This window comes from Clostridium beijerinckii, from assembly GCF_008705175.1.
GTDB classification, from domain to species: Bacteria; Bacillota; Clostridia; order Clostridiales; family Clostridiaceae; genus Clostridium; species Clostridium beijerinckii.
This window is the reverse complement of record NZ_CP043998.1, coordinates 774,446-793,657: the sequence shown is the minus strand read 5'-3', so window position 1 is coordinate 793,657 and position 19,212 is coordinate 774,446. Positions and strand designations below refer to the sequence as shown.

The following is a 19,212-nucleotide window of genomic DNA, read 5'->3' as shown; positions in this document are numbered from 1 at the left end:
AAAAAATTTTAATCATAGCTATCATAATTATTTCTTACCATTAGACTTGTCAAATTTCACCTTTTCCCACGCTTGTCTTTCACTTGAGATTATATTTTCAACATTCTTTATTAATAAAGTTTCCCTATTCTCATCTTTATAATCTTCATCTTTACTACTAAATAGTATGCATTCTTTTTTAATAAGCTCTACAGATTTTCTGTATCTAAACCAAGTGTCCTTCATTGTAAATAATGTAATACAGCCAGTAAATACAGATGCAAAAGCTGAAATTATTGATACAATACTATTGTAGTATATAAATTTGATTTGATTTATTATTGGAATCGTTGCATTTATTATAATTATTAACAAACTAAGCCAATAAAATAAATTTTTATAAAATGTAGATTTACGTATATACCATTCTAAAATATGTTCAATTCTTTTTCTGATTACGTTATTTTCAATTCCATCTACATAAATATCAATTGTGCCTAATTCCTTAATTAAACTATTTCTTTTTCTCTTTATTTTATCTTTTCTCCTCATTACTACACCACTTTTATATATTTTAACTTATGTTTAATATTATACCATTTAATGATATATATTCCCATAAGACATTGTAAAATTTAATGATTGTATAAATAATTACATATAATTAAGTTCATCGTTTCTAAACATAAAATATCACAAATTGAAATAACTCACAAAAATCGAAATTATAGATTTTTGTGAGTTTGATTGTAGCGCTACCCCATAACAATAAAAAAACACGACCACCTGTAAGCAGCTATTTAAGCCACATACAAATGGTCGTGGATTTTATGGTGGAGGCGACGGGTGTCGAACCCGTGTCCGAAAGTAGATTGATTTATCTTTCTCCGAGTGCAGTCTAAGTTTTAAAATTCCCTCAAAGTATCGCCCTTAGACAGGCTATACTTCTCAGTAGCTTCATGAATACCCCTCTAGCTCAAAGCTTTGCTAGGCTTCGTTTCCCACTTTAATGACACCAGTGATCCAAGCCGTAGGCAACCTGGGCTGATGAACAGCTATTAAACTAAGCTGCTATTGCAAAATTATCTTCTGCGTTTACATTTAGTGCATACTTTATTAACGAGGCTCCATGCGTCCCTCGACTCGCTTAACAAACCCTTCTTACCCCCGTCGAAGCCAAAACGCCCCCAAGTTAAAGATGGTTTAATAACATATTTTGTTTTCAAAGAAATGTTCATCTTGTATAACCTATTCTAACTTAATAGATGCTAAGTGTCAACTGGTACATTGTTACTTAGTTAGAATCAACAATCAATAAATCCTGTATTATAGATTAAAATCATTAAATACTTTTATTAAAAAATTTTAAAAATTTTAAGTTTTAAATTATTAATCAAAGGATAATATTTATTATAAATTTTATCCTTTGATATAAATCAACAAATCTTAATTTACTTTATTTCTATTGCAACCATTGTACAATCATCTTTTAATTTTCCACTCTCTAAAATACTATCACTTAAGAAATCATCTAAGTAATTCTTAAATTCAAATATGCTTGCATCCCTCATATATTCCTGTATAACTTTATCCTCTTCTAGAATAAAATCTAATCCATCAGTAAAAAAGAAAATTTTATCTCCTGATTCAAAAAAGATGGTTTGCTCACAAAATTCACTATTATCAAACATACCTAGGAAAGATCCTTCTACAATCTTCTCTTCTAAACTTTCTCCTTTTTTTTGAAAAAGAAATTGATTAATTCCGGCTCCAACTACTTTAAGCTCATTGCTATTAAAATCCATGCTAAAACAACATACAGCAACATAATTTTCTTCGTAATATTTTACTAACTTCTTATTTAAATTTTTTACTATCTCCATTGGATCATGGTGGCCCTTATTAACTTCTTGAAAACACAAAATATCAAATGCAGAAATATTTAGAGCTGCCGATATTCCCTTACCTCTAACATCAATTATCATTCCAATAATAAAGTCTTCGTTTATTTCATAAATTCTATAGAAATCCCCACTAATGGTATGGGCTGGCATATAAACACTCATAGTATCAATAAAATTTTGAGCAGGAAATTCTTTTTGAAGCGTACTCCTTTGTAACTCAGCGGCTTTCTTTATATCTCGCTTCATTTCAGTAATATCCCTTATTGCTGCCAATATGGCTTGGTTACCTTCGTATAATATGTAGCTATATGAAACTTGAACATTTATTAATTTATTATTTGGCACATAGAAATCATAATCATAAATTTCTTTAATTTTTCGTTCAGATATTATATTTCTAAATACTTTATGCAAAGCCTTTTTATATTTCTCTTGAAAATGTCTATATACATTACTCCCAATCAAATCATCATAAAGCGTTGCAAACAAATTACAAGCTTCATTATTAGCTAAGGCAATTTTATTATCTACTATAATAATTACAGCATCAGGCGCATTATCAATTATTTGTTTATATCGTTCCCTGCTATCTTTAGTTATCTTATCAAGCATTTTTTTCTCAGTTATATCTCTAAGCCTTTCAACAATAAATAACAATTCCCCATCTTTACCTAATACAGGATTATAACATACATCCATGAATTTATTTAATTCTGGAATATATCTTTCACGCGATAGCATTTTCTTAGTCGCCACTACTTCTTCAAATGAGCAATCTAAGCATTTTTCGTTTCTAGATAGCACCTCATAACACATTTTTCCCTTTATTTCTTCTGAGGTTTTATTATAAAACTCATACCCTGCTTCATTAAAAAAAGATATAGTATAATCTGTATTGTATACTTTTATTACATCAGGTATTCCATTTAATATTCCTTTAAGCTCTTCTTCTAATATTTTGTATTCAGTAATATCAGTTGCAATTACTAAAGCAAAATCTTTTTCTTCATGACTAAATATAGATATATTAGATTTAGCGTAAATACGTTTTTCATCCTTTGATTTTAATGTAAGCTCTATTTTATCGCATACTCTCTTATTACTTAAATTTTCAAATATACTAATCTTATCTTCTATATTAGTTAAATTCAAAACATTTGAAGGTAAAATTTTAATAAGTTCCTCTCTAGAATAACCCAATTTACTACAAACTTTATTATTAAAATCTATAAAGTTCTTTGGAACAACTCCCTTGCTAATCTCAATTACAAACACTAACTCATTTACCTTGTCCCAAATTTCTTTGTAATTACTTTGACTTATTTCTACTCTTTCATCTAATGTTTTTATACTTTCTTTACCCTCACGCATACAATCGAAAGTCCTTTCTATCTGAATTTCACTTCATAAAAACTCCAGATATTTTTACGGACAAATTTCAAATACCTTATCTAACCTTGTTAATTTAAATAACTTCTCAACTTCTGGCTTTAGTCCTTTTAATTTTATACTTCCATTCTTTTCAGCGCATTTTTTATAAACAGCTACTAATGCACCAAGTCCGGTACTATCTATAAAATTACAATCATTAAAATTGAATATAAAATTCTTTTGTCCTTCATCTATTAATTTATTTACTTTTACTCTAAAATTTGCGACTTCATCAACAACAAAGTCTTTTGGTATACTTATTTCCATCAATTATCACCTCATATTTTAAATCTTTCTACAAGCTTAGTTAATTCTTCTGCCATAGCGCTTGTTTCCTGTGCTGTAGCTGTTAAATTATTAATTGCACTAGCTTGTTCTTCTGCTGCCGAAGATACATTTTCACTATTTGACGCATTGCTTTCTGTTACTGTTGCTATATCATTTATAAGCCCAATTACCTTATCAGACGATGCTACTTCATCACCAGTAATATCAAGTATCTCAGTGACATGTTTAACTATATTTTCTATTGCATTAATGATATCTACAAATGCTTTGTCTGTTTCTGATACTATTTTTACTCCATTGTTTACTTCTGACTTAGATCTTTCCATTGCTATTACCGCATTCTGTGTTTGCTTTACCATTTCACTAACTAGTACAGCAATCTCTCTTGCCCTATCATTTGATTCTTCGGATAATTTACGAACCTCATCTGCAACTACACTAAATCCCTTTCCATGCTCCCCTGCTCTAGCAGCCTCTATAGCTGCATTCAATGCTAAAAGATTAGTCTGCTCTGCAATAGAATTTATTATGTTTATAATACCATCTACTTTACTCGATAATCCACTTAAAGATTCTAATGCCTGCGAAGTTTCTTCACTGCCTTTACTTATAATATCCATTGCCTTTACAGTTTCCTCAACTTTTTCTCTTCCAAGATCAGCTGCTGACATTGTATTAGCTGCATTTGAACTTGTAGCTTTAGCTCTACTTTGAGCTAATTGAACAAGACTTGAAAGCTGAACCAACACTTTTGAAACATCAACTATGGATTCATTTTGTTTTTCTGCATCTTGCGCCACTTGATTAACTGTAGCACTTATTTCTTCAGTTGCGGCACTTATTTCTTCTGAAGAAGCTGCCATTTCTTCTGATGCTGCATTCAACTGTTCTGCTGCGTTAGTTACATTTCTTACTATTCGATCTTGATGCTTTATCATTTCATTGAATGATTTTCCAAGTTCCTCAATTTCATCTTTGCTTTGTATATCAATCTTAACAGTTAAATCTCCTTCTCCTGCAGATCTCATTAATCTCTCTAGTTTCTTAATTGGATTAATTATTCCTATTGTTGAATATGTATAAGCACATATCATTGCTATAATGATTGATATTAAAGAAATAATTATTGTATAGTTCCTTATACTTAAAGCTGCTGACATATATTCGTCATATTGCGCTGTGACTGCAATCACCCAATTACCAACAGGTTGGAAAACAACATATTTATATATATTCCCATATGTATAGAATCCTTCTGAAGATTTTCCTTCTTTCATTTCCTGAACTAAAACTTTTAAATCTTCTCCTGCATTATCATTTGCATTTTCTTTTAGGATTTTACTTGAATCTGGATGATAAACAATTAACCCAGTTTTATCAATCATATATGCATATCCACTTTTACCAACTTTTATTTGAGATGCATAACTTGATATACTATCAAACTTTATACTCCCTACAAGTGTACCAATCAATTTACCATTTTCCTTCAATGGATAAGCTATAAAAATAGCTGGATTACCAGTAAATCTAGAAGTTAATACTTCACTAACAACTTCCTTACCGCTACTAAGTACTTGTTTCATATAATCTCTATCACTTAAATCTATATCATTCTCTTTTGACTGAGTATTTACAATTACCTTACCATAAGCATCTGTAATAATTAATACTTCCATAAAATCTTTATTTTTCTCTTGGACCGCTCTTATATATTCAGAAGCTGTATCTAGATTGCTTGTATTTGAATTTTCAACTGCTTTTATAATATCGCCATTCAAACTTGCAACTTCCAAAGAATGTTTTGTTGAATCTATCGTTTTATTTATTAAATTAGATGTATTGTAAGTCTGTTCCTTTAATTGTTCTTGAACAGCCGTTTGTATAGATGCGCTGGACATTCTATACGAAATATACCCAAGTAACCCCATTGGTAAAGAAATGAGTATAAAAAAAGTAATCATAAGTTTTATCTTTAAAGAAATTTTCATCTAATTGCCTCCCTAGCATGTACAATATTCATTAGGTATCAATTACTAACCATATATCAATCTATATGTCACATAAAAGACTCTTACGCATAATTATAGAACTTCCGTCTAAAATTAGTTCATCAGTATAACAACTTATAATATACAAGCCTCTACCTGATTCATCTAATATATTCTCTTCGTCTATTTTCTTATGCAAATTTATATTCTCAAATCCTTGCCCACAATCTTTTACTATAACACTTAGTAAATTATCTTTCAATTCCCAATCAACATAAATTGGTTTGCTGCTATCACTACTATTTCCATGAATATACGCATTATTAACGGCTTCAAATATTATAAGTTTCACTTCAAAAGATTGTTTTTTTAAATCCAAAACCTCAATGATATCATCAACCTTCTTATCAAGACCATCTAGTCCATAAAATATCACTGATCCTTTTGTTACTGACATATTAACTCCCCCTCTTTTACATAGTTAAAGTATTTTTTCATGATTAACTAAAAATCCTACTTATCTTATCATTTTTCATTAATATTAACTAATTTTTCCAATCAATTAAAGATAAAATATCCCCATTACATTATTACACTTATTTCATCTGCTTTCAACATATTACATCATATCCATTGGTTTTTTTAATATGCTATATTGTATGAAATATAACATATTCAAAAAATAATTTTCACAATATATTTTCATATGAACTTCTTTTAATCAAAAAAACATAAAGTGATAATTTATTTTCAATATCACTTTATGTTTTATATGATTCACCTTCTATTGTCCTAGTTTTATTTTATAACTAACCATATCATTAGTTTGTATTTTTCATTTAACTCCTAAAGTCTATATCTTCTTAAAGTTAATAAGTATTACTATATCTTAAATTTTTGTACCATTTCATTAAGTTTTTGAGCAAGCTCTGCTTGACTTTGAGCAGTTAACGCTACTTGTTCAATAGCTTTTGTTGTTTCATTCATACTATCTTTTATCATTTCAGCTCCTTCACTTGATTTTTGCGATGTCTCAGCCATATTTTGAATTGCTTCACTAACTTGTCCAACTGTAGCTGTTATTTCTTCTGACATAGCAGCAATTTCTTCTGACATGTTACTTACAAAGTTTGAATCATTATAGTACTTGTTACCTACTTCACTATAATCATTAAATTGTTCTTCTACATTTTTGCTTATAAACTCCAATATATCACTACCTGTGTTGATGCTACTATTAAATGCTAATTGAACTTTATTAATTGTGTCTTGAATATTTATTACTGCATCAGATGATTGCTCTGCAAGTTTTCTTACCTCTTCTGCTACTACAGCAAATCCTTTTCCTTGTTCTCCAGCTCTTGCAGCTTCAATTGCCGCATTTAATGCAAGTAAATTTGTTTGTTCTGCTATTCCTCCAATTGTTTCTGCCATAACTTTTATACTCTCTACTACTTTTCCATCTTCTATGGCTTTTTGCATTTTTTCTTGCTTTTCAATGTATAATTTCCTAGTTTCATTAATAGCTTTTTGACTATTATTTTTAACTTCCATAGATTTTTTCTTAGACTGACTTGCATTATTGCTTCCCTCCATAGCCTTAGAAGAAAGTACATTAACGCTTGAATCTACTTCTTCAATAGATGCACTTATTTCCTCAGTAGTCGCGCTAGATTCTTGCATTGCAGAGGCAATATTATCTACTGCTTGATCTATGGTGTTGGCCTTTGAAGATATTTCTTCAACTGTTGCTGAAAGTTCTTCTGAGCTTGCACTTAAATCCTGCGAGTTTTCCATAATTACTTTAACCAGTCTACTTACATTTTCTTGCGCAGTGTTTAAAGCTACGCCTGTTTGTCCAAACTCATCTCCCCTTGTAATCGTAATCGCATTAGCGAAATCATAGGTTGATAATCTTTTTGCAAAGTCCTTTATCTCTCTTAATGGATTCAATATATTCTTGCTTAACATATATGCCATAAAAAGGATTATTAAAAATGCTCCTGTTGTAAAAATTAATATAGTATATCGAACACTCTTAAATTGAGATATATTATTTAAATTAGCTTGCTCCGCAGCCTTTGCATTTGCATCAATATTTTTTTGAATGTTTTCAAGTAAAGAATTTTTAATTGTGGTTAAATCGGAATTGCTAATTTTAATTGCTTCATCATAATCCCCGGTTTTCGCAAATTCGATTGCTTTATTTCTTACTTCTATATATTTTGCTAAATCATTTTTCAAATTATTATAAGTTTGTTTTTCGTCTGACACTGTAATTAAATTTTCATATTCTTTCATACTCTTGTCATTTTTTATGTCTAAATCATTTATAACCTTTAGATAATCATCTAGTTTTGTTTTATCTCTTTCGAAAACTAATCTATTATATGTAGCTCTCATGTCATGAATATTTCCCTTTATTTCTCCTAAGTCTTTAATAGATATTAAATTATTTCTATACAAGACATCTGCATTATCATTTATTTTTGCAGAGCTTAATATTCCTTCTGTTCCTATTGCGGCTATAAAAATACAAATCACAAAGAACACTGAAACAAGTTTCTTCTTAACACTTAAATTAATAAGAATTTTCATTATAACACTTCCTTTTTTTAATAATATATCCCCAATTTTTCGTACAGAAATTAATTTAAATAAAATAATCCTGCAATTATAAATACATAGTTATTTTCCATTATAAACTCTAGTCATTTTTTATCGACTTATTTCATTATTTGTAATAATTTTACACCATTTCAAAATATATTTCAATATTCGCTATATAATTACTACATTTCTTACTCTATTGTTTAGTGATTAAAATGCTGTATTCAACTTGTTAATATATAATTAATTAAATTCAAATAACAAACTTAAAGGATAATGATATAGAAAAACCAATATGTAATGTTAGAATTAATATGCCATATTAGGTAATTTTTATAATTAAATTGCACTATTGAATTTTAAAACATATATGATATAATATTTACATAAATTTCATATTAATCCAAAATAATCATTATAAGATTAATACAAAAATTTATTCAGTTTAGTATCTTCAAAGATAAAAATTTTTAAGTTTTGTGCAACCGATTGCAATATATGCAAAATATAAACTCTAGTTACGCATTATTTTATTCGTGACTAATACTTAATAGAGAGGGGGAAAATAATTACTACTTTGCATGTACAAACAAATAAATATACTATTGCTGTATTTTTTGCAACCGATTGCGCTATGTTAAGGAGTGTGTATCAATGAGAAAAAAAATAATATCAAGATTAATTGCTTCATGTTTATTTTTAAGTTTAAACTTACTTCCAATTTCAATACCAAGCTTTGGAACAAACGGAATTTTAACTACAGCTTATGCCGCTAGTAGTACTAGCCTCCCATCTAATACTAAAGATGGTGCTATTCTTCATGCCTTTGACTGGTCTTTTGCAACTATAAAGAATGAACTACCAAACATAGCGGCAGCAGGATATAAATCAGTTCAGGTTTCTCCTGTACAAGGAACAAAAAGTTCAAGTAAAGATCCAAGTCAATGGTGGTTATTATATCAACCAACCAATCAATCTGTAGGTAATGCTCAACTTGGAAACTACGATGATTTTAAGGCACTTTGTACTGAGGCTGATAAATATGGAATTTCAATTGTTGTAGATGTAGTAATGAATCATATGGCTAACAATGGAAATCCAGATCAACTAGATTCCAGTATAGATCCTAGCTTCAAAGACCCTAATTTATATCATAACCAAGGACAATGTAGCAATTGGACTAATAGATATGATGTGACGCAAAAAGGTATAGGCATGCCAGATTTAAATACTCAAAATTCCACTGTCCAAAATAAAGCAATAACATTTTTGAATCAATGTATAGATGCTGGTGCTGACGGATTCCGTTTTGATGCTGCTAAACATATTGAAACTAATATTGGACTAGACTCTAATCAATCTTGGGCTGGAAACTACTGGAGCAATGTTCTAGGCAATCTACACAATAAATCCAACCTATTTATTTATGGCGAAATCCTACAAGACGGTTCAGTAGATAATATTGCCTCTTACGAATCATTTATGAATGTTACTGCAAGTAATTATGGCGGAGCAGTAAGAAGTGCAGTTACTTCAACAAATTTAAGTTCACTTGGCACTACCTTGGGTGGCGTTGACTCATCTAAGGCAGTCGATTTTGTTGAAACCCATGATACTTATGAAGATGGATCAAGCAAAAATTTAACAGATACTCAAAGAAAACTTGGCTGGGCTATAGCTGCTGCTCGTGCAAGCGCTACACCTTTATTCTTTGACAGACCTACTGGCAATATTGGCTCCAAGGGTGATGATCTTTGGAAGGATGCTGACATAGTAGCAATTAATAAATTCCATAATGCAATGGTAGGAAAAAATGAATATGTTAGGTGGACAAACAATAATACAACCATGTTAATAGATAGAGGAACAGATGGTACTGTAATAGTAAACGATGGTGGAAGCACTTCTATTAACTCTCCTACTAATTTAGCAAATGGCACTTATACTAATAAAGGTAGTGCTAATTGTACTTTAACAGTTTCAAACGGAACAATTTCAGGAAATATTCCTGCTAATTCGGTAATTGTTCTTTACAATGATGGATCAATACCTACACCTCCTCCTGTACCTTCTACTTATGCTCCTCATTCAGGTTATAAAGTGGATTATGATAGCAGCACTTTACTACAAGGCAACAGTTTTACTTTATACTATAGTGGTTCTTTAGCAAATTCTAGTTCAGTTAAACTCCACTGGGGATATAATGGCTTCTTAAATCCATCAGATGTTACAATGACTAAAGGTTCAGATGGATTCTGGGCAGCAACTATAAAAATTCCTTCATCAGCTACAAAACTAGATTTCGATTTTACTAACGGATCCAGCTGGGATAATAACTCCAGCAAAGATTGGCACTTACAAGTTTCTTCATTATCTGTGCCAGTACAAGTTAATCCAGCGCCAACAGCTAGTAAAACAACCACTATATACTACAATGGAAACTTAGCAGCAAATTCAACTTCAGTAATTTTACATTGGGGATATAATGATTTTACAAATCCAACTGATGTTACAATGACTAAACAATCTGATGGTAGATGGGCCGCAACTATAACTATTCCATCTGGTGCTTATTCTTTAAATATGGCATTTAAAAATGATTCAGGATCTTGGGATAGCAATAGCTCAGCTAACTATAACTATTCTATATCTCAATAATTCTAATTCATAATTACGTTATACCAATCCTTCAACTTGATTAATATATAATAAAAAACAGAGGTTGCTTATAAACCTCTGTTTTCTATTAAATTTCTATTCTTTTAGACTAAACTAATCAATAAATAATATCATAGCTTTATTCTTATTTTTATAAATTAACTATGCAGTAGCTGTAACACTTTCTTCTACATCTACATCTTTTTCATTTACTAATAAGTTTACAAACTTTTCTCCATAAGGGAGGCAGAATTGTATAAATGGTCCAGTTGTTATCATTGCTATCACAGTACCAAGACCAACTTTTCCTCCTAATATAAATCCTATTATTAAAAATCCAGCATCTAGTGTTATTCTAATCCAACGGTATTGTACCTTAGTCTTATCTTGTATTATAAATGGAACAATATCATTTGGGGCAACTCCTACGTTTGTTGCTGATAAAACTGCAAACCCTATTGCAATTATTAAACATCCAAATACAACCAATAATGCCTTTATAAAATAGTTATAAGATTCAACTGGGAAATACGAAACAACCTTCACTCCAAGATCTATAATTGGTCCTACTCCTACAACACAAATTAAAGTTCCTATCTTTATACGCGATCTCTCAACTAAGAGTATAACAGCAAATAGTACAATCAATATAATCATATTTGCTACCCCTGGCGTTACCTGATCTGCTCCACTTATCATCTTAACTACAGAAAAATTCTTTAATCCTGTTTTATCTAATGCAAACGCTAAACCTTGCGTAAATACAGTAAATGGATCAGAGCCAATATTAGTCTTCAAAAATAATGCTACACCAAACTGAATTATACTCATTCCAACAAAAAATAAAATAATTCTTTTTAATAAGTTCATTGCTTTATTCATATTATTTCTTCCTTTTTTATTATAATTTATTGCTACATATAAACTGAATAAACATAAAATAGATATAATTATGTATCACTTTTTATTATATAATTTTCTATATATAATCTTAAATAATATGCACATGTACAAACATAAAACCATTTTACTATCTACCATCCATTTTGTCAAAAGAAAAATTCATTTTCATTCATTTTCCACCATATTAATTCATTGTATATAAAACAATTTAATTTACATTTGAGTATAAAAAAGGATATTTGTTCTAATGGCTTTTATTTTTAGCCATTCGAAACAAATATCCTCTTATTTTATATAAAATATTAGCTTAAGTATATATCTTATTAGTTACTGAAACCTAATGAAGATCTTATTTTCCTTGTAAATACTCATCTATAGCTTTTGCTGCCTTCTTACCAGCACCCATAGCAAGTATTACTGTTGCTGCTCCTGTAACTGCATCTCCACCAGCATAAACTGCTTCTTTAGTAGTAAGACCTGTTTCTTCTTCAGCTACAATACATCTTCTCTTATTGATTTCTAATCCTTGAGTTGTTGATGAAATTAATGGATTTGGTGATGTTCCAAGTGACATTATTACAGTGTCTACATCCATAACAAATTCTGAACCTGGAACTTCAACTGGACTTCTTCTTCCTGATGCATCTGGTTCTCCAAGTTCCATTCTTACACATTTCATTCCTTTAACCCATCCATTTTCATCTACTAAGATTTCTGTTGGATTAGTTAATACATCAAAGATTACTCCTTCTTCCTTAGCATGATGTACTTCTTCTACTCTTGCTGGAAGTTCTGATTCACCTCTTCTATAAACGATATGGCTTTCAGATCCGAGTCTTAAGGCAGTTCTTGCTGCGTCCATAGCAACATTTCCTCCGCCTACTACTGCAACTTTTTTACCAGATCTAACTGGAGTGTCATATCCTTCTACTGCTGCTTTCATTAAGTTTACTCTTGTTAAAAATTCATTTGCTGAACATACTCCATTTGCATTTTCTCCTGGTATTCCCATGAATCTTGGAAGCCCTGCACCTGAACCTATAAATACAGCTTTGAATCCTTCATCTTCAAACAATTGATCTATAGTTATAGTTCTGCCAACTATAACATTAGTTTCTATTTTAACACCAAGTTTCTTAATGTTTTCAACTTCATTTTTAACTACTTTTTCTTTTGGAAGTCTGAATTCTGGAATTCCATATTCTAAAACTCCGCCTGCTTTATGAAGTGCCTCAAATATAGTTACTTCATATCCTTTTTTAGCTAAATCTCCAGCACAAGTAAGTCCTGCAGGACCACTTCCTATAACTGCAACTTTAATTCCATTTTTAGGTTCTGTTGCACTTAAATCAACATTATGTGATGCTGCCCAGTCTGCTGTAAATCTTTCAAGCTTACCAATGGATACTGAGTCACCTTTTATTCCTAAAACACATCTTCCTTCACATTGCCTTTCTTGTGGACATACTCTTCCACAAACTGCTGGAAGTGAGCTGTATTTTGAAATTTCTTTTGCAGCTTCTTCAAATTTTTCATCTTTAACATAAGAAATAAATCCTGGTATATTGATTGATACTGGACATCCTTCTACACACTTAGGATTCTTACAGTTTAAACATCTAGAAGCTTCTTTAGTTGCTTCTTCTTCGTTATATCCAAGACAAACTTCTTCAAAGTTCGCTGCTCTAACCTTTGGATCTTGCTCTCTTACTGGTATTCTAACTAATCTCTCATTCATGTCCATTATTTATCACCTCTGCAACCACAGCCACCGTGACTATGAGTATTTCCTTCTTCAACTTCTAACTGTGCTTTTCCTTCTTCTGTTTTATACATAGCTTGTCTTCTCATTGATTCATCGTAATTTACTAAATGTCCATCAAATTCTGGTCCGTCAACACAAGCAAACTTAACTTCTCCTCCAACAGTGACTCTACAAGCACCACACATACCTGTACCATCAACCATTATTGGGTTTAAGCTTACTGTTGTTGGAATTTTTAATTCCTTAGTTAGCATAGAAGTAAATTTCATCATTATCATTGGTCCAATAATAATTGCATGATCGTAACTTTTACCTTGATTATTAACTAGCTCTTTAAGCATATCTGATCCAGTTCCCTTAAATTCATATGAACCATCATCAGTTGTTACATAAAGATTTCCAGCAGCATTCTTTAATTTATCTTCATATATTAATAAATCTTTGTTTCTGCTTCCTAAAATAACATCTACAGCTATTCCATGTTCATGCATCCATTTTACTTGTGGGTAAACTGGTGCTGCACCAACTCCACCTGCCACAAAGATGAAATTCTTTTTCTTTAATTCTTCTATATCCTCATGTATAAATTCACTTGGTACACCTAATGGTCCAACAAAGTCAGCTACATGATCCCCTTCATTAAAAGCAGCTAACTGTTTTGTTCCTTTTCCTACAGTTTGAAAAACTATAGTTACTGTTCCTTTTTCCTGATCATAATCTGCTATAGTCAAAGGTATTCTTTCACCTTTTTCATCATTTTTTATGATAATAAATTGTCCAGGCTTTGCAGATTTTGCTACTCTTGGAGCTTCTATATCCATTGAAAATATATTATTTGTTAGCTCCTTTTTGTTCACTATTTTATACATGCCATCGCACCCCTTTTAATTATGTTAAGTTTTATCACTTAATATATAGTTTACACTATTATTCTGAATTTTTAAAATACTTTTTATGAATTCTCATATATTTCTACTTATCTATAGGACCTATGTTACTACTTAATACTGATGATTCTCGAGCATTTTCTAGTGATATCCCTATGCATCTAAATTTATCACTGATATCTATATTAAGTTTCTCATAATAAAAAACCTGATATTAAGATTTCTAATTATCAAAACTCAATAAAAAAAATGATAATAAACCTTAATTTTATAAAGATCTATTATCATCATCATAATCTTATTTATTTTTAATATGTACTTCTATTCAATCCTAAATATATTTCTAGGGAAATATTCGCTATGTATACTAAATATTATACAAAATTCTTTATAGGAAATACTATTTTAAATTCAGTAACTACATCGCTACTTTTCGCATATATCTTACCATTATGACTCTCTACTAAATCCTTTACAATACTTAACCCGTATCCATGACTTTGATCACTATTTTCCTTTGTAGTAAACCCAACTTTAAATATATCATTCAGATGTTGTTCTGGAATTCTAGGACCATTATTTTCTATTCTTACTATTACATTTCCTAAATATTCATAAGCCTTTGCAATTATTATACCTTTGCCGTTCATTGCTTTTATTGCATTATTTACTATATTAGATATTATTCTATAAAACTCCATTTCAGTAATACTCACTACAGAGAAATCACAATTTTCTTCTATTATTACATGTATTCCCATATCAATAGCCGGTTTTAATGCAAGGGATAATATAGAATTTCTATTCTCGCTAACTTCTACAGCTGTTGGCGTAGAGTCATTCTTATTTATAATATCTTTTAGAGACTTTTTTAAATCATCGAATCTTTCCATTAGACAAAGTCCATATAAATACGATATCTGTGCTCCGTAATCATGCTTAATTTTCCTAAGTTCACTATTTTTTTCTTCTAGAGCTTCATTTAATTTAAATATTTGATCTGATTTCTTCTTTATATTTGCAAAATATTTTATGATAAACGCTAAAAATACGCACAAGATTGTGATTATCATATTTTTTAACATTTTAGATTCATCATTATAGATTATTAAATAAAAGGCCAAAACGAAATCTAGACAGAAGCTTATTGTTATAATTACAATCATATTAATCTTTTCACTAACTGCTAGCTTGTACATTTCTATAAACTTGCCCATGTATTTTATACATAAGTATAAGAATAAAATATAAGGAACATATATAATCAAAATATTAGCTATATCTGCATATTCTACTGGTATCAGACCTTCTATAAAACCAAAAAATAAATTATATGATATAATTCCATATACCCCCATAAAAGAATATGTCAATGTATAGGGAATCATTGACTTTAGTTTGTTATCTTTATATGAGAAAATCATTACAACTAAACATGATATATGTATTATAAACACACAGATAGATATGTTTCCAAATATACTTGTAAAGCTACTGTTTATAATAAAAGTAACTATGGTTATTAAAACTACTTTAAGTTTGTTTAATTTATTTTCACTCTTCAAGCAGCATTCTGTTGAATACGCGAAAATTATAGCTTGAATCATAGAGACTATTATATCTGCCAATAAACGCACCAAAAATTCCTCCTTAAATTTACGTGAAAGTGACTTATCTCAATTTTTTCATAGATTCAGGCATTTCTTCAATTCCTGCTGTAGCTGCTGATGCTGGAGCAAATATAATCATTGAAAGTGATAACATCATTAATACCTTACCTAATAAATTTTTAATTTTCATAAAATCCATTCCCCTTTCAATTTTGCTTAAAATTTATCATTAATATTTCAAAACATTAAGCATCTTTTTTATTAAACATTAATATGGTGTTAAATAGGATTGTCCATGTTATAAGCGAATAATAGTTGCTAAAATTGTACAGACATATAGATGTTATACCAAGTATTGTTGCAATACTTAGACCTCTTATTCTGTTTTTATTTATTAATTCTTGGCGCGTAATTGGCATTTTAGGATTTATTATTGGAACTTGATGCCATAGGCAAAATATACTTAAGATAATTAGTATACAGTTACCTACAAATGAGAGAGTGCACTGAGAATTTAACACCAATATTCCAATTGCTAATAGCACTGTGGCTATAAAACACTTAACCTGAGTATCTTCATGGTATCCGCCTATAAAAATCTTAGTCATACTCATGACTGCTAAAATTATAATAATTTTGTCGAAATATCCAAACAATGAAAATATAACTATAACAGAAAATAGCTTTATCGTCTCAAATAAAATACTAACTAGAATATATTCCATTTGTTCTAGTTGGTCTTTACTATAGTTATCATTTGTAGATATGCTATTTATAATTTTTTTTGAAATACTCTTTACCATATTTATCTCTCTTTTTATATATTTTTCTATATGTTAAATATATTATAGTCCCTTATTTGCTAATTTTCAACATATATTTATTCATCTCCAAGTCGTTAATAAGCATAATTTGTAAAAATATTTTTCCAACATTAATTAGATGATTATTATAAAAAAAGTGCCTTAATAAGTAACTATTAATAGGATGCTTTTTCTTTAATATATTATAAATATTAATTTAGTCTTAAGTATAATTTTATATACTAATGCAAAAATCGGTATTTTTCTACATTTAAAATTTAAATATGATTAAATATATATTCAAATTAATTTATAATTATATATATATTTTTTTTAATTTAATGAATTGTATATATATCTTTTATTCATAGGAATATTTTCACTTCAGTCTCAGCACTGTATTCTTACTACATACTTTTCTATTACCTCTTCTCATTTTGAAATACTATGGTAAATTCTGCATGAACTTATTGTACTGAACATTGAACAATGTTAGTATAATATTGTTCAATAATTGAACTGTTTTATATGAATAAAACATTTCTTATTTTTATTCAATTTAATAAATTTCAGGAGGAGAGAATTATGGAAGATATGTCTTATTGGAAAGAAGTTTGGGAAAGAAAAGGAAATGGAAATACTACATGTTTAGAAGAATTAGACGGATACGAAGATACTACTGCTGATGTAAAAGAAATAGCTAAACAAATTGTTAAAGAATTAGACATTAAGGAAACAGATAGAATATTAGAAGTTGCCTGCGGAGCAGGTGGACTAGCTCAATATATAAAATGTGGTGAATATGTAGGAGTAGATTATTCCTCTTCTCTTGTAAAAAGGCACATAGAATTACTTAATAATTCAGTTCTTCACGGAGAAGCAAATAATCTAATCTTTAAAGATAAAACTTTTGATAAAGTATTTTGCTTTGGAGCATTTCACTATTTTCCTAATCAAGAGTATGCTAAACAAGCAATTTCAGAATTGAAAAGAGTTGCTAAGGAGGCTATATTTATTGGAGACCTACCTATGACTTCACACAGAAAAGAGCACTTACTTTATGATAAAAATGACTTTAAAGACTGGAAAATAACTGATGGATATTATAATCCATGCAGGTTCAATGTATCTCTAAAATTAGTTTAATTGATAAGTAAAGACAGGTATCTCTCAATACCTGTCCATTTACCTTGTTCCTGATGAACCAAATCCATTCTGATTTCTTTCACTTTCAGATAGTTCTTCTATTTCTATTATGTCAACTTTAACTACAGGTTTTATAACCATTTGAGCTATTTTCATTCCTGGTTCCACTTTGAAAACTTCGCTTCCATGATTAATTAGAATAACACCTATTTCTCCTCTGTACCCTTCATCTATAGTACCTGGAGAATTTAACGTAGTTATACCATTTTTTAATGCAAGACCGCTTCTTGGTCTTATTTGAGCTTCAGTATTTTTAGGGAGTTCAATTTGTATTCCTGTATGTACTAATCCTCTTTCTCCCGGCTTTAAAGTTAATTCTTTAACTGCATATAGGTCTAATCCAGCATCACCTTCATGAGCATAATTAGGTATAACAGCTTTATCATCGATTTTTTTTATTTTTAAAATATAATTATCCATTCTAACACCTACTTAAAGATTATATAATATTATGATTATATAATTTTCCAATACAAAAATCCACTTCTTTTATTTAAATTAAAGTATTCTATAATTTTTATTACTTAATTAAACATATGCAAAAGGTTATATTTACGAATAAATTAATTTATTTTTTAAATATAACCTTCATTCTTTATTTAATTCTTATATTTGTTTTGTGCCATAAATTTTTTAAATTTATTAACTACCACTATTTTTTGTTTCTTATTAGTATTGTCTATTATTATTTCGTTCCAATTTATATACTTAGGTTTTTCAAAGTATCTTTTATCAATAATCTCAATTATCCTATAACAGCCTTCCTCAACTCCAGAAAAAATAACTTTTCCTTCCTCATCTGTAACTTTCGATTTAACAAGAACAGGAGATAATCCATTTATTTTATATAAATTAATTTTTACACCTTTTAAATATTCGTGTTCTTCACATTCCAAAATTGATGTAACAATAATTTCCCCTCCATTACAATCTTTTTCTTCTACTCTTTGGGGACTTGCAGATTTCTCATTTAATATGAACTCTTTATTATCTCTTTTCTCCTTATTATCATCGGATATTTCAAATTTATAATTGGTATTATTTTCTACAGATACTATATCATTAATATTTTCTTTTTCATAATTTCTAGGAACAGTATCACTCATAAAAAGCTCCTCTTAAAAATTGGTTCTCTTTATATAATATGATAAATAAACTTTTATGTGATTATGAATTG

Annotated in this window: 16 protein-coding genes and 1 other RNA gene; 2 read left to right on the top strand and 15 right to left on the bottom strand. The window is 29.4% G+C overall.

Translation table 11 applies throughout. The features are described 5' to 3' along the window. Nucleotides 1-27: 27 nt before the first annotated feature. The 7 genes from F3K33_RS03780 to F3K33_RS03750 form a co-directional block, all read right to left on the bottom strand. Nucleotides 28-531 (bottom strand): DUF4231 domain-containing protein, encoded by a 504-nt coding sequence (locus F3K33_RS03780; protein WP_039773210.1) that lies wholly within the window; start codon nucleotides 529-531, stop codon nucleotides 28-30. Between the two features lie 279 nt (nucleotides 532-810). After that, nucleotides 811-1,168: a transfer-messenger RNA gene (gene ssrA, locus F3K33_RS03775) on the bottom strand. A 262-nt stretch (nucleotides 1,169-1,430) separates the two neighbouring features. Continuing rightward, nucleotides 1,431-3,254 (bottom strand): PAS domain S-box protein, encoded by a 1,824-nt coding sequence (locus tag F3K33_RS03770; protein WP_039773212.1) that lies wholly within the window; start codon nucleotides 3,252-3,254, stop codon nucleotides 1,431-1,433. A gap of 54 nt (nucleotides 3,255-3,308) precedes the next feature. Continuing rightward, the gene (locus tag F3K33_RS03765; protein WP_011968016.1) at nucleotides 3,309-3,581 is read right to left on the bottom strand and encodes an STAS domain-containing protein; all 273 of its coding nucleotides are present in this window, start codon (nucleotides 3,579-3,581) and stop codon (nucleotides 3,309-3,311) included. 11 nt (nucleotides 3,582-3,592) lie between these two features. Further along, entirely contained in the window at nucleotides 3,593-5,593 is a 2,001-nt protein-coding gene (locus F3K33_RS03760) for a methyl-accepting chemotaxis protein (RefSeq protein ID WP_039773214.1), read from the bottom strand. Nucleotides 5,594-5,654: 61 nt separating this feature from the next. Further along, nucleotides 5,655-6,050, bottom strand: coding sequence for an ATP-binding protein (locus F3K33_RS03755; RefSeq protein WP_039773216.1), 396 nt, complete (start codon nucleotides 6,048-6,050; stop codon nucleotides 5,655-5,657). A gap of 425 nt (nucleotides 6,051-6,475) precedes the next feature. Beyond that, complete coding sequence (locus F3K33_RS03750) at nucleotides 6,476-8,191, bottom strand: methyl-accepting chemotaxis protein (RefSeq protein ID WP_039773218.1); 1,716 nt, start codon at nucleotides 8,189-8,191, stop codon at nucleotides 6,476-6,478. Between the two features lie 666 nt (nucleotides 8,192-8,857). Between F3K33_RS03750 and F3K33_RS03745 the strand changes: the two genes are divergently transcribed. Further along, entirely contained in the window at nucleotides 8,858-10,861 is a 2,004-nt protein-coding gene (locus F3K33_RS03745; RefSeq protein WP_039773220.1) for a carbohydrate-binding protein, read from the top strand. A 162-nt stretch (nucleotides 10,862-11,023) separates the two neighbouring features. Here the strand turns inward: F3K33_RS03745 and F3K33_RS03740 are convergent, their stop codons facing one another. The 6 genes from F3K33_RS03740 to F3K33_RS03720 all read right to left on the bottom strand — a co-directional run bounded on the left by F3K33_RS03740 (nucleotide 11,024) and on the right by F3K33_RS03720 (nucleotide 16,829). Then, nucleotides 11,024-11,743 (bottom strand): YczE/YyaS/YitT family protein, encoded by a 720-nt coding sequence (locus F3K33_RS03740; protein WP_017209401.1) that lies wholly within the window; start codon nucleotides 11,741-11,743, stop codon nucleotides 11,024-11,026. Between the two features lie 370 nt (nucleotides 11,744-12,113). Next, nucleotides 12,114-13,508 carry an NADPH-dependent glutamate synthase gene (gltA, locus tag F3K33_RS03735; protein ID WP_154861647.1) on the bottom strand — a complete coding sequence of 465 codons (1,395 nt, stop codon included), beginning with the start codon at nucleotides 13,506-13,508 and terminating at the stop codon, nucleotides 12,114-12,116. Further along, on the bottom strand, nucleotides 13,508-14,398 hold the full coding sequence (locus tag F3K33_RS03730) for a sulfide/dihydroorotate dehydrogenase-like FAD/NAD-binding protein (protein WP_041895316.1): 891 nt from the start codon (nucleotides 14,396-14,398) through the stop codon (nucleotides 13,508-13,510). Before F3K33_RS03730 ends, gltA begins: the two co-directional genes overlap by 1 nt. 392 nt (nucleotides 14,399-14,790) lie before the next feature. Continuing rightward, nucleotides 14,791-16,053, bottom strand: coding sequence for a sensor histidine kinase (locus F3K33_RS03725; protein ID WP_039773947.1), 1,263 nt, complete (start codon nucleotides 16,051-16,053; stop codon nucleotides 14,791-14,793). Between the two features lie 34 nt (nucleotides 16,054-16,087). Further along, a complete protein-coding gene (locus F3K33_RS26935; protein WP_017212455.1) occupies nucleotides 16,088-16,216 on the bottom strand; it encodes a hypothetical protein in 129 nt (42 codons plus the stop codon). Nucleotides 16,217-16,271: 55 nt separating this feature from the next. Beyond that, the gene (locus F3K33_RS03720; RefSeq protein ID WP_011968006.1) at nucleotides 16,272-16,829 is read right to left on the bottom strand and encodes an accessory gene regulator B family protein; all 558 of its coding nucleotides are present in this window, start codon (nucleotides 16,827-16,829) and stop codon (nucleotides 16,272-16,274) included. Nucleotides 16,830-17,414: 585 nt separating this feature from the next. On the opposite strand from F3K33_RS03720, the gene F3K33_RS03715 reads away from it, so the two are divergent. Continuing rightward, entirely contained in the window at nucleotides 17,415-17,975 is a 561-nt protein-coding gene (locus F3K33_RS03715; RefSeq protein WP_023973628.1) for a class I SAM-dependent methyltransferase, read from the top strand. A gap of 39 nt (nucleotides 17,976-18,014) precedes the next feature. Here F3K33_RS03715 and dut read toward each other — a convergent pair whose 3' ends face one another. Together dut and F3K33_RS03705 are read right to left on the bottom strand one after the other, a co-directional pair. Next, on the bottom strand, nucleotides 18,015-18,455 hold the full coding sequence (gene dut / locus F3K33_RS03710) for a dUTP diphosphatase (RefSeq protein WP_011968004.1): 441 nt from the start codon (nucleotides 18,453-18,455) through the stop codon (nucleotides 18,015-18,017). 179 nt (nucleotides 18,456-18,634) lie between these two features. Continuing rightward, nucleotides 18,635-19,141: a prealbumin-like fold domain-containing protein gene (locus F3K33_RS03705; RefSeq protein ID WP_011968003.1), complete on the bottom strand. Its 507-nt coding sequence runs from the start codon at nucleotides 19,139-19,141 to the stop codon at nucleotides 18,635-18,637. Between the last annotated feature and the right edge of the window lie 71 nt (nucleotides 19,142-19,212).

What these genes read in the sequence shown, in the direction of transcription:
- F3K33_RS03780 (WP_039773210.1), bottom strand. Translation starts at nt 531, where the DNA reads ATGAGGAGAAAAGATAAAATAAAGAGAAAAAGAAATAGTTTAATTAAG.
- F3K33_RS03770 (WP_039773212.1), bottom strand. Translation starts at nt 3,254, where the DNA reads ATGCGTGAGGGTAAAGAAAGTATAAAAACATTAGATGAAAGAGTAGAA.
- F3K33_RS03765 (WP_011968016.1), bottom strand. Translation starts at nt 3,581, where the DNA reads ATGGAAATAAGTATACCAAAAGACTTTGTTGTTGATGAAGTCGCAAAT.
- F3K33_RS03760 (WP_039773214.1), bottom strand. Translation starts at nt 5,593, where the DNA reads ATGAAAATTTCTTTAAAGATAAAACTTATGATTACTTTTTTTATACTC.
- F3K33_RS03755 (WP_039773216.1), bottom strand. Translation starts at nt 6,050, where the DNA reads ATGTCAGTAACAAAAGGATCAGTGATATTTTATGGACTAGATGGTCTT.
- F3K33_RS03750 (WP_039773218.1), bottom strand. Translation starts at nt 8,191, where the DNA reads ATGAAAATTCTTATTAATTTAAGTGTTAAGAAGAAACTTGTTTCAGTG.
- F3K33_RS03745 (WP_039773220.1), top strand. Translation starts at nt 8,858, where the DNA reads ATGAGAAAAAAAATAATATCAAGATTAATTGCTTCATGTTTATTTTTA.
- F3K33_RS03740 (WP_017209401.1), bottom strand. Translation starts at nt 11,743, where the DNA reads ATGAATAAAGCAATGAACTTATTAAAAAGAATTATTTTATTTTTTGTT.
- gltA (WP_154861647.1), bottom strand. Translation starts at nt 13,508, where the DNA reads ATGGACATGAATGAGAGATTAGTTAGAATACCAGTAAGAGAGCAAGAT.
- F3K33_RS03730 (WP_041895316.1), bottom strand. Translation starts at nt 14,398, where the DNA reads ATGTATAAAATAGTGAACAAAAAGGAGCTAACAAATAATATATTTTCA.
- F3K33_RS26935 (WP_017212455.1), bottom strand. Translation starts at nt 16,216, where the DNA reads ATGAAAATTAAAAATTTATTAGGTAAGGTATTAATGATGTTATCACTT.
- F3K33_RS03720 (WP_011968006.1), bottom strand. Translation starts at nt 16,829, where the DNA reads ATGGTAAAGAGTATTTCAAAAAAAATTATAAATAGCATATCTACAAAT.
- F3K33_RS03715 (WP_023973628.1), top strand. Translation starts at nt 17,415, where the DNA reads ATGGAAGATATGTCTTATTGGAAAGAAGTTTGGGAAAGAAAAGGAAAT.
- dut (WP_011968004.1), bottom strand. Translation starts at nt 18,455, where the DNA reads ATGGATAATTATATTTTAAAAATAAAAAAAATCGATGATAAAGCTGTT.
- F3K33_RS03705 (WP_011968003.1), bottom strand. Translation starts at nt 19,141, where the DNA reads ATGAGTGATACTGTTCCTAGAAATTATGAAAAAGAAAATATTAATGAT.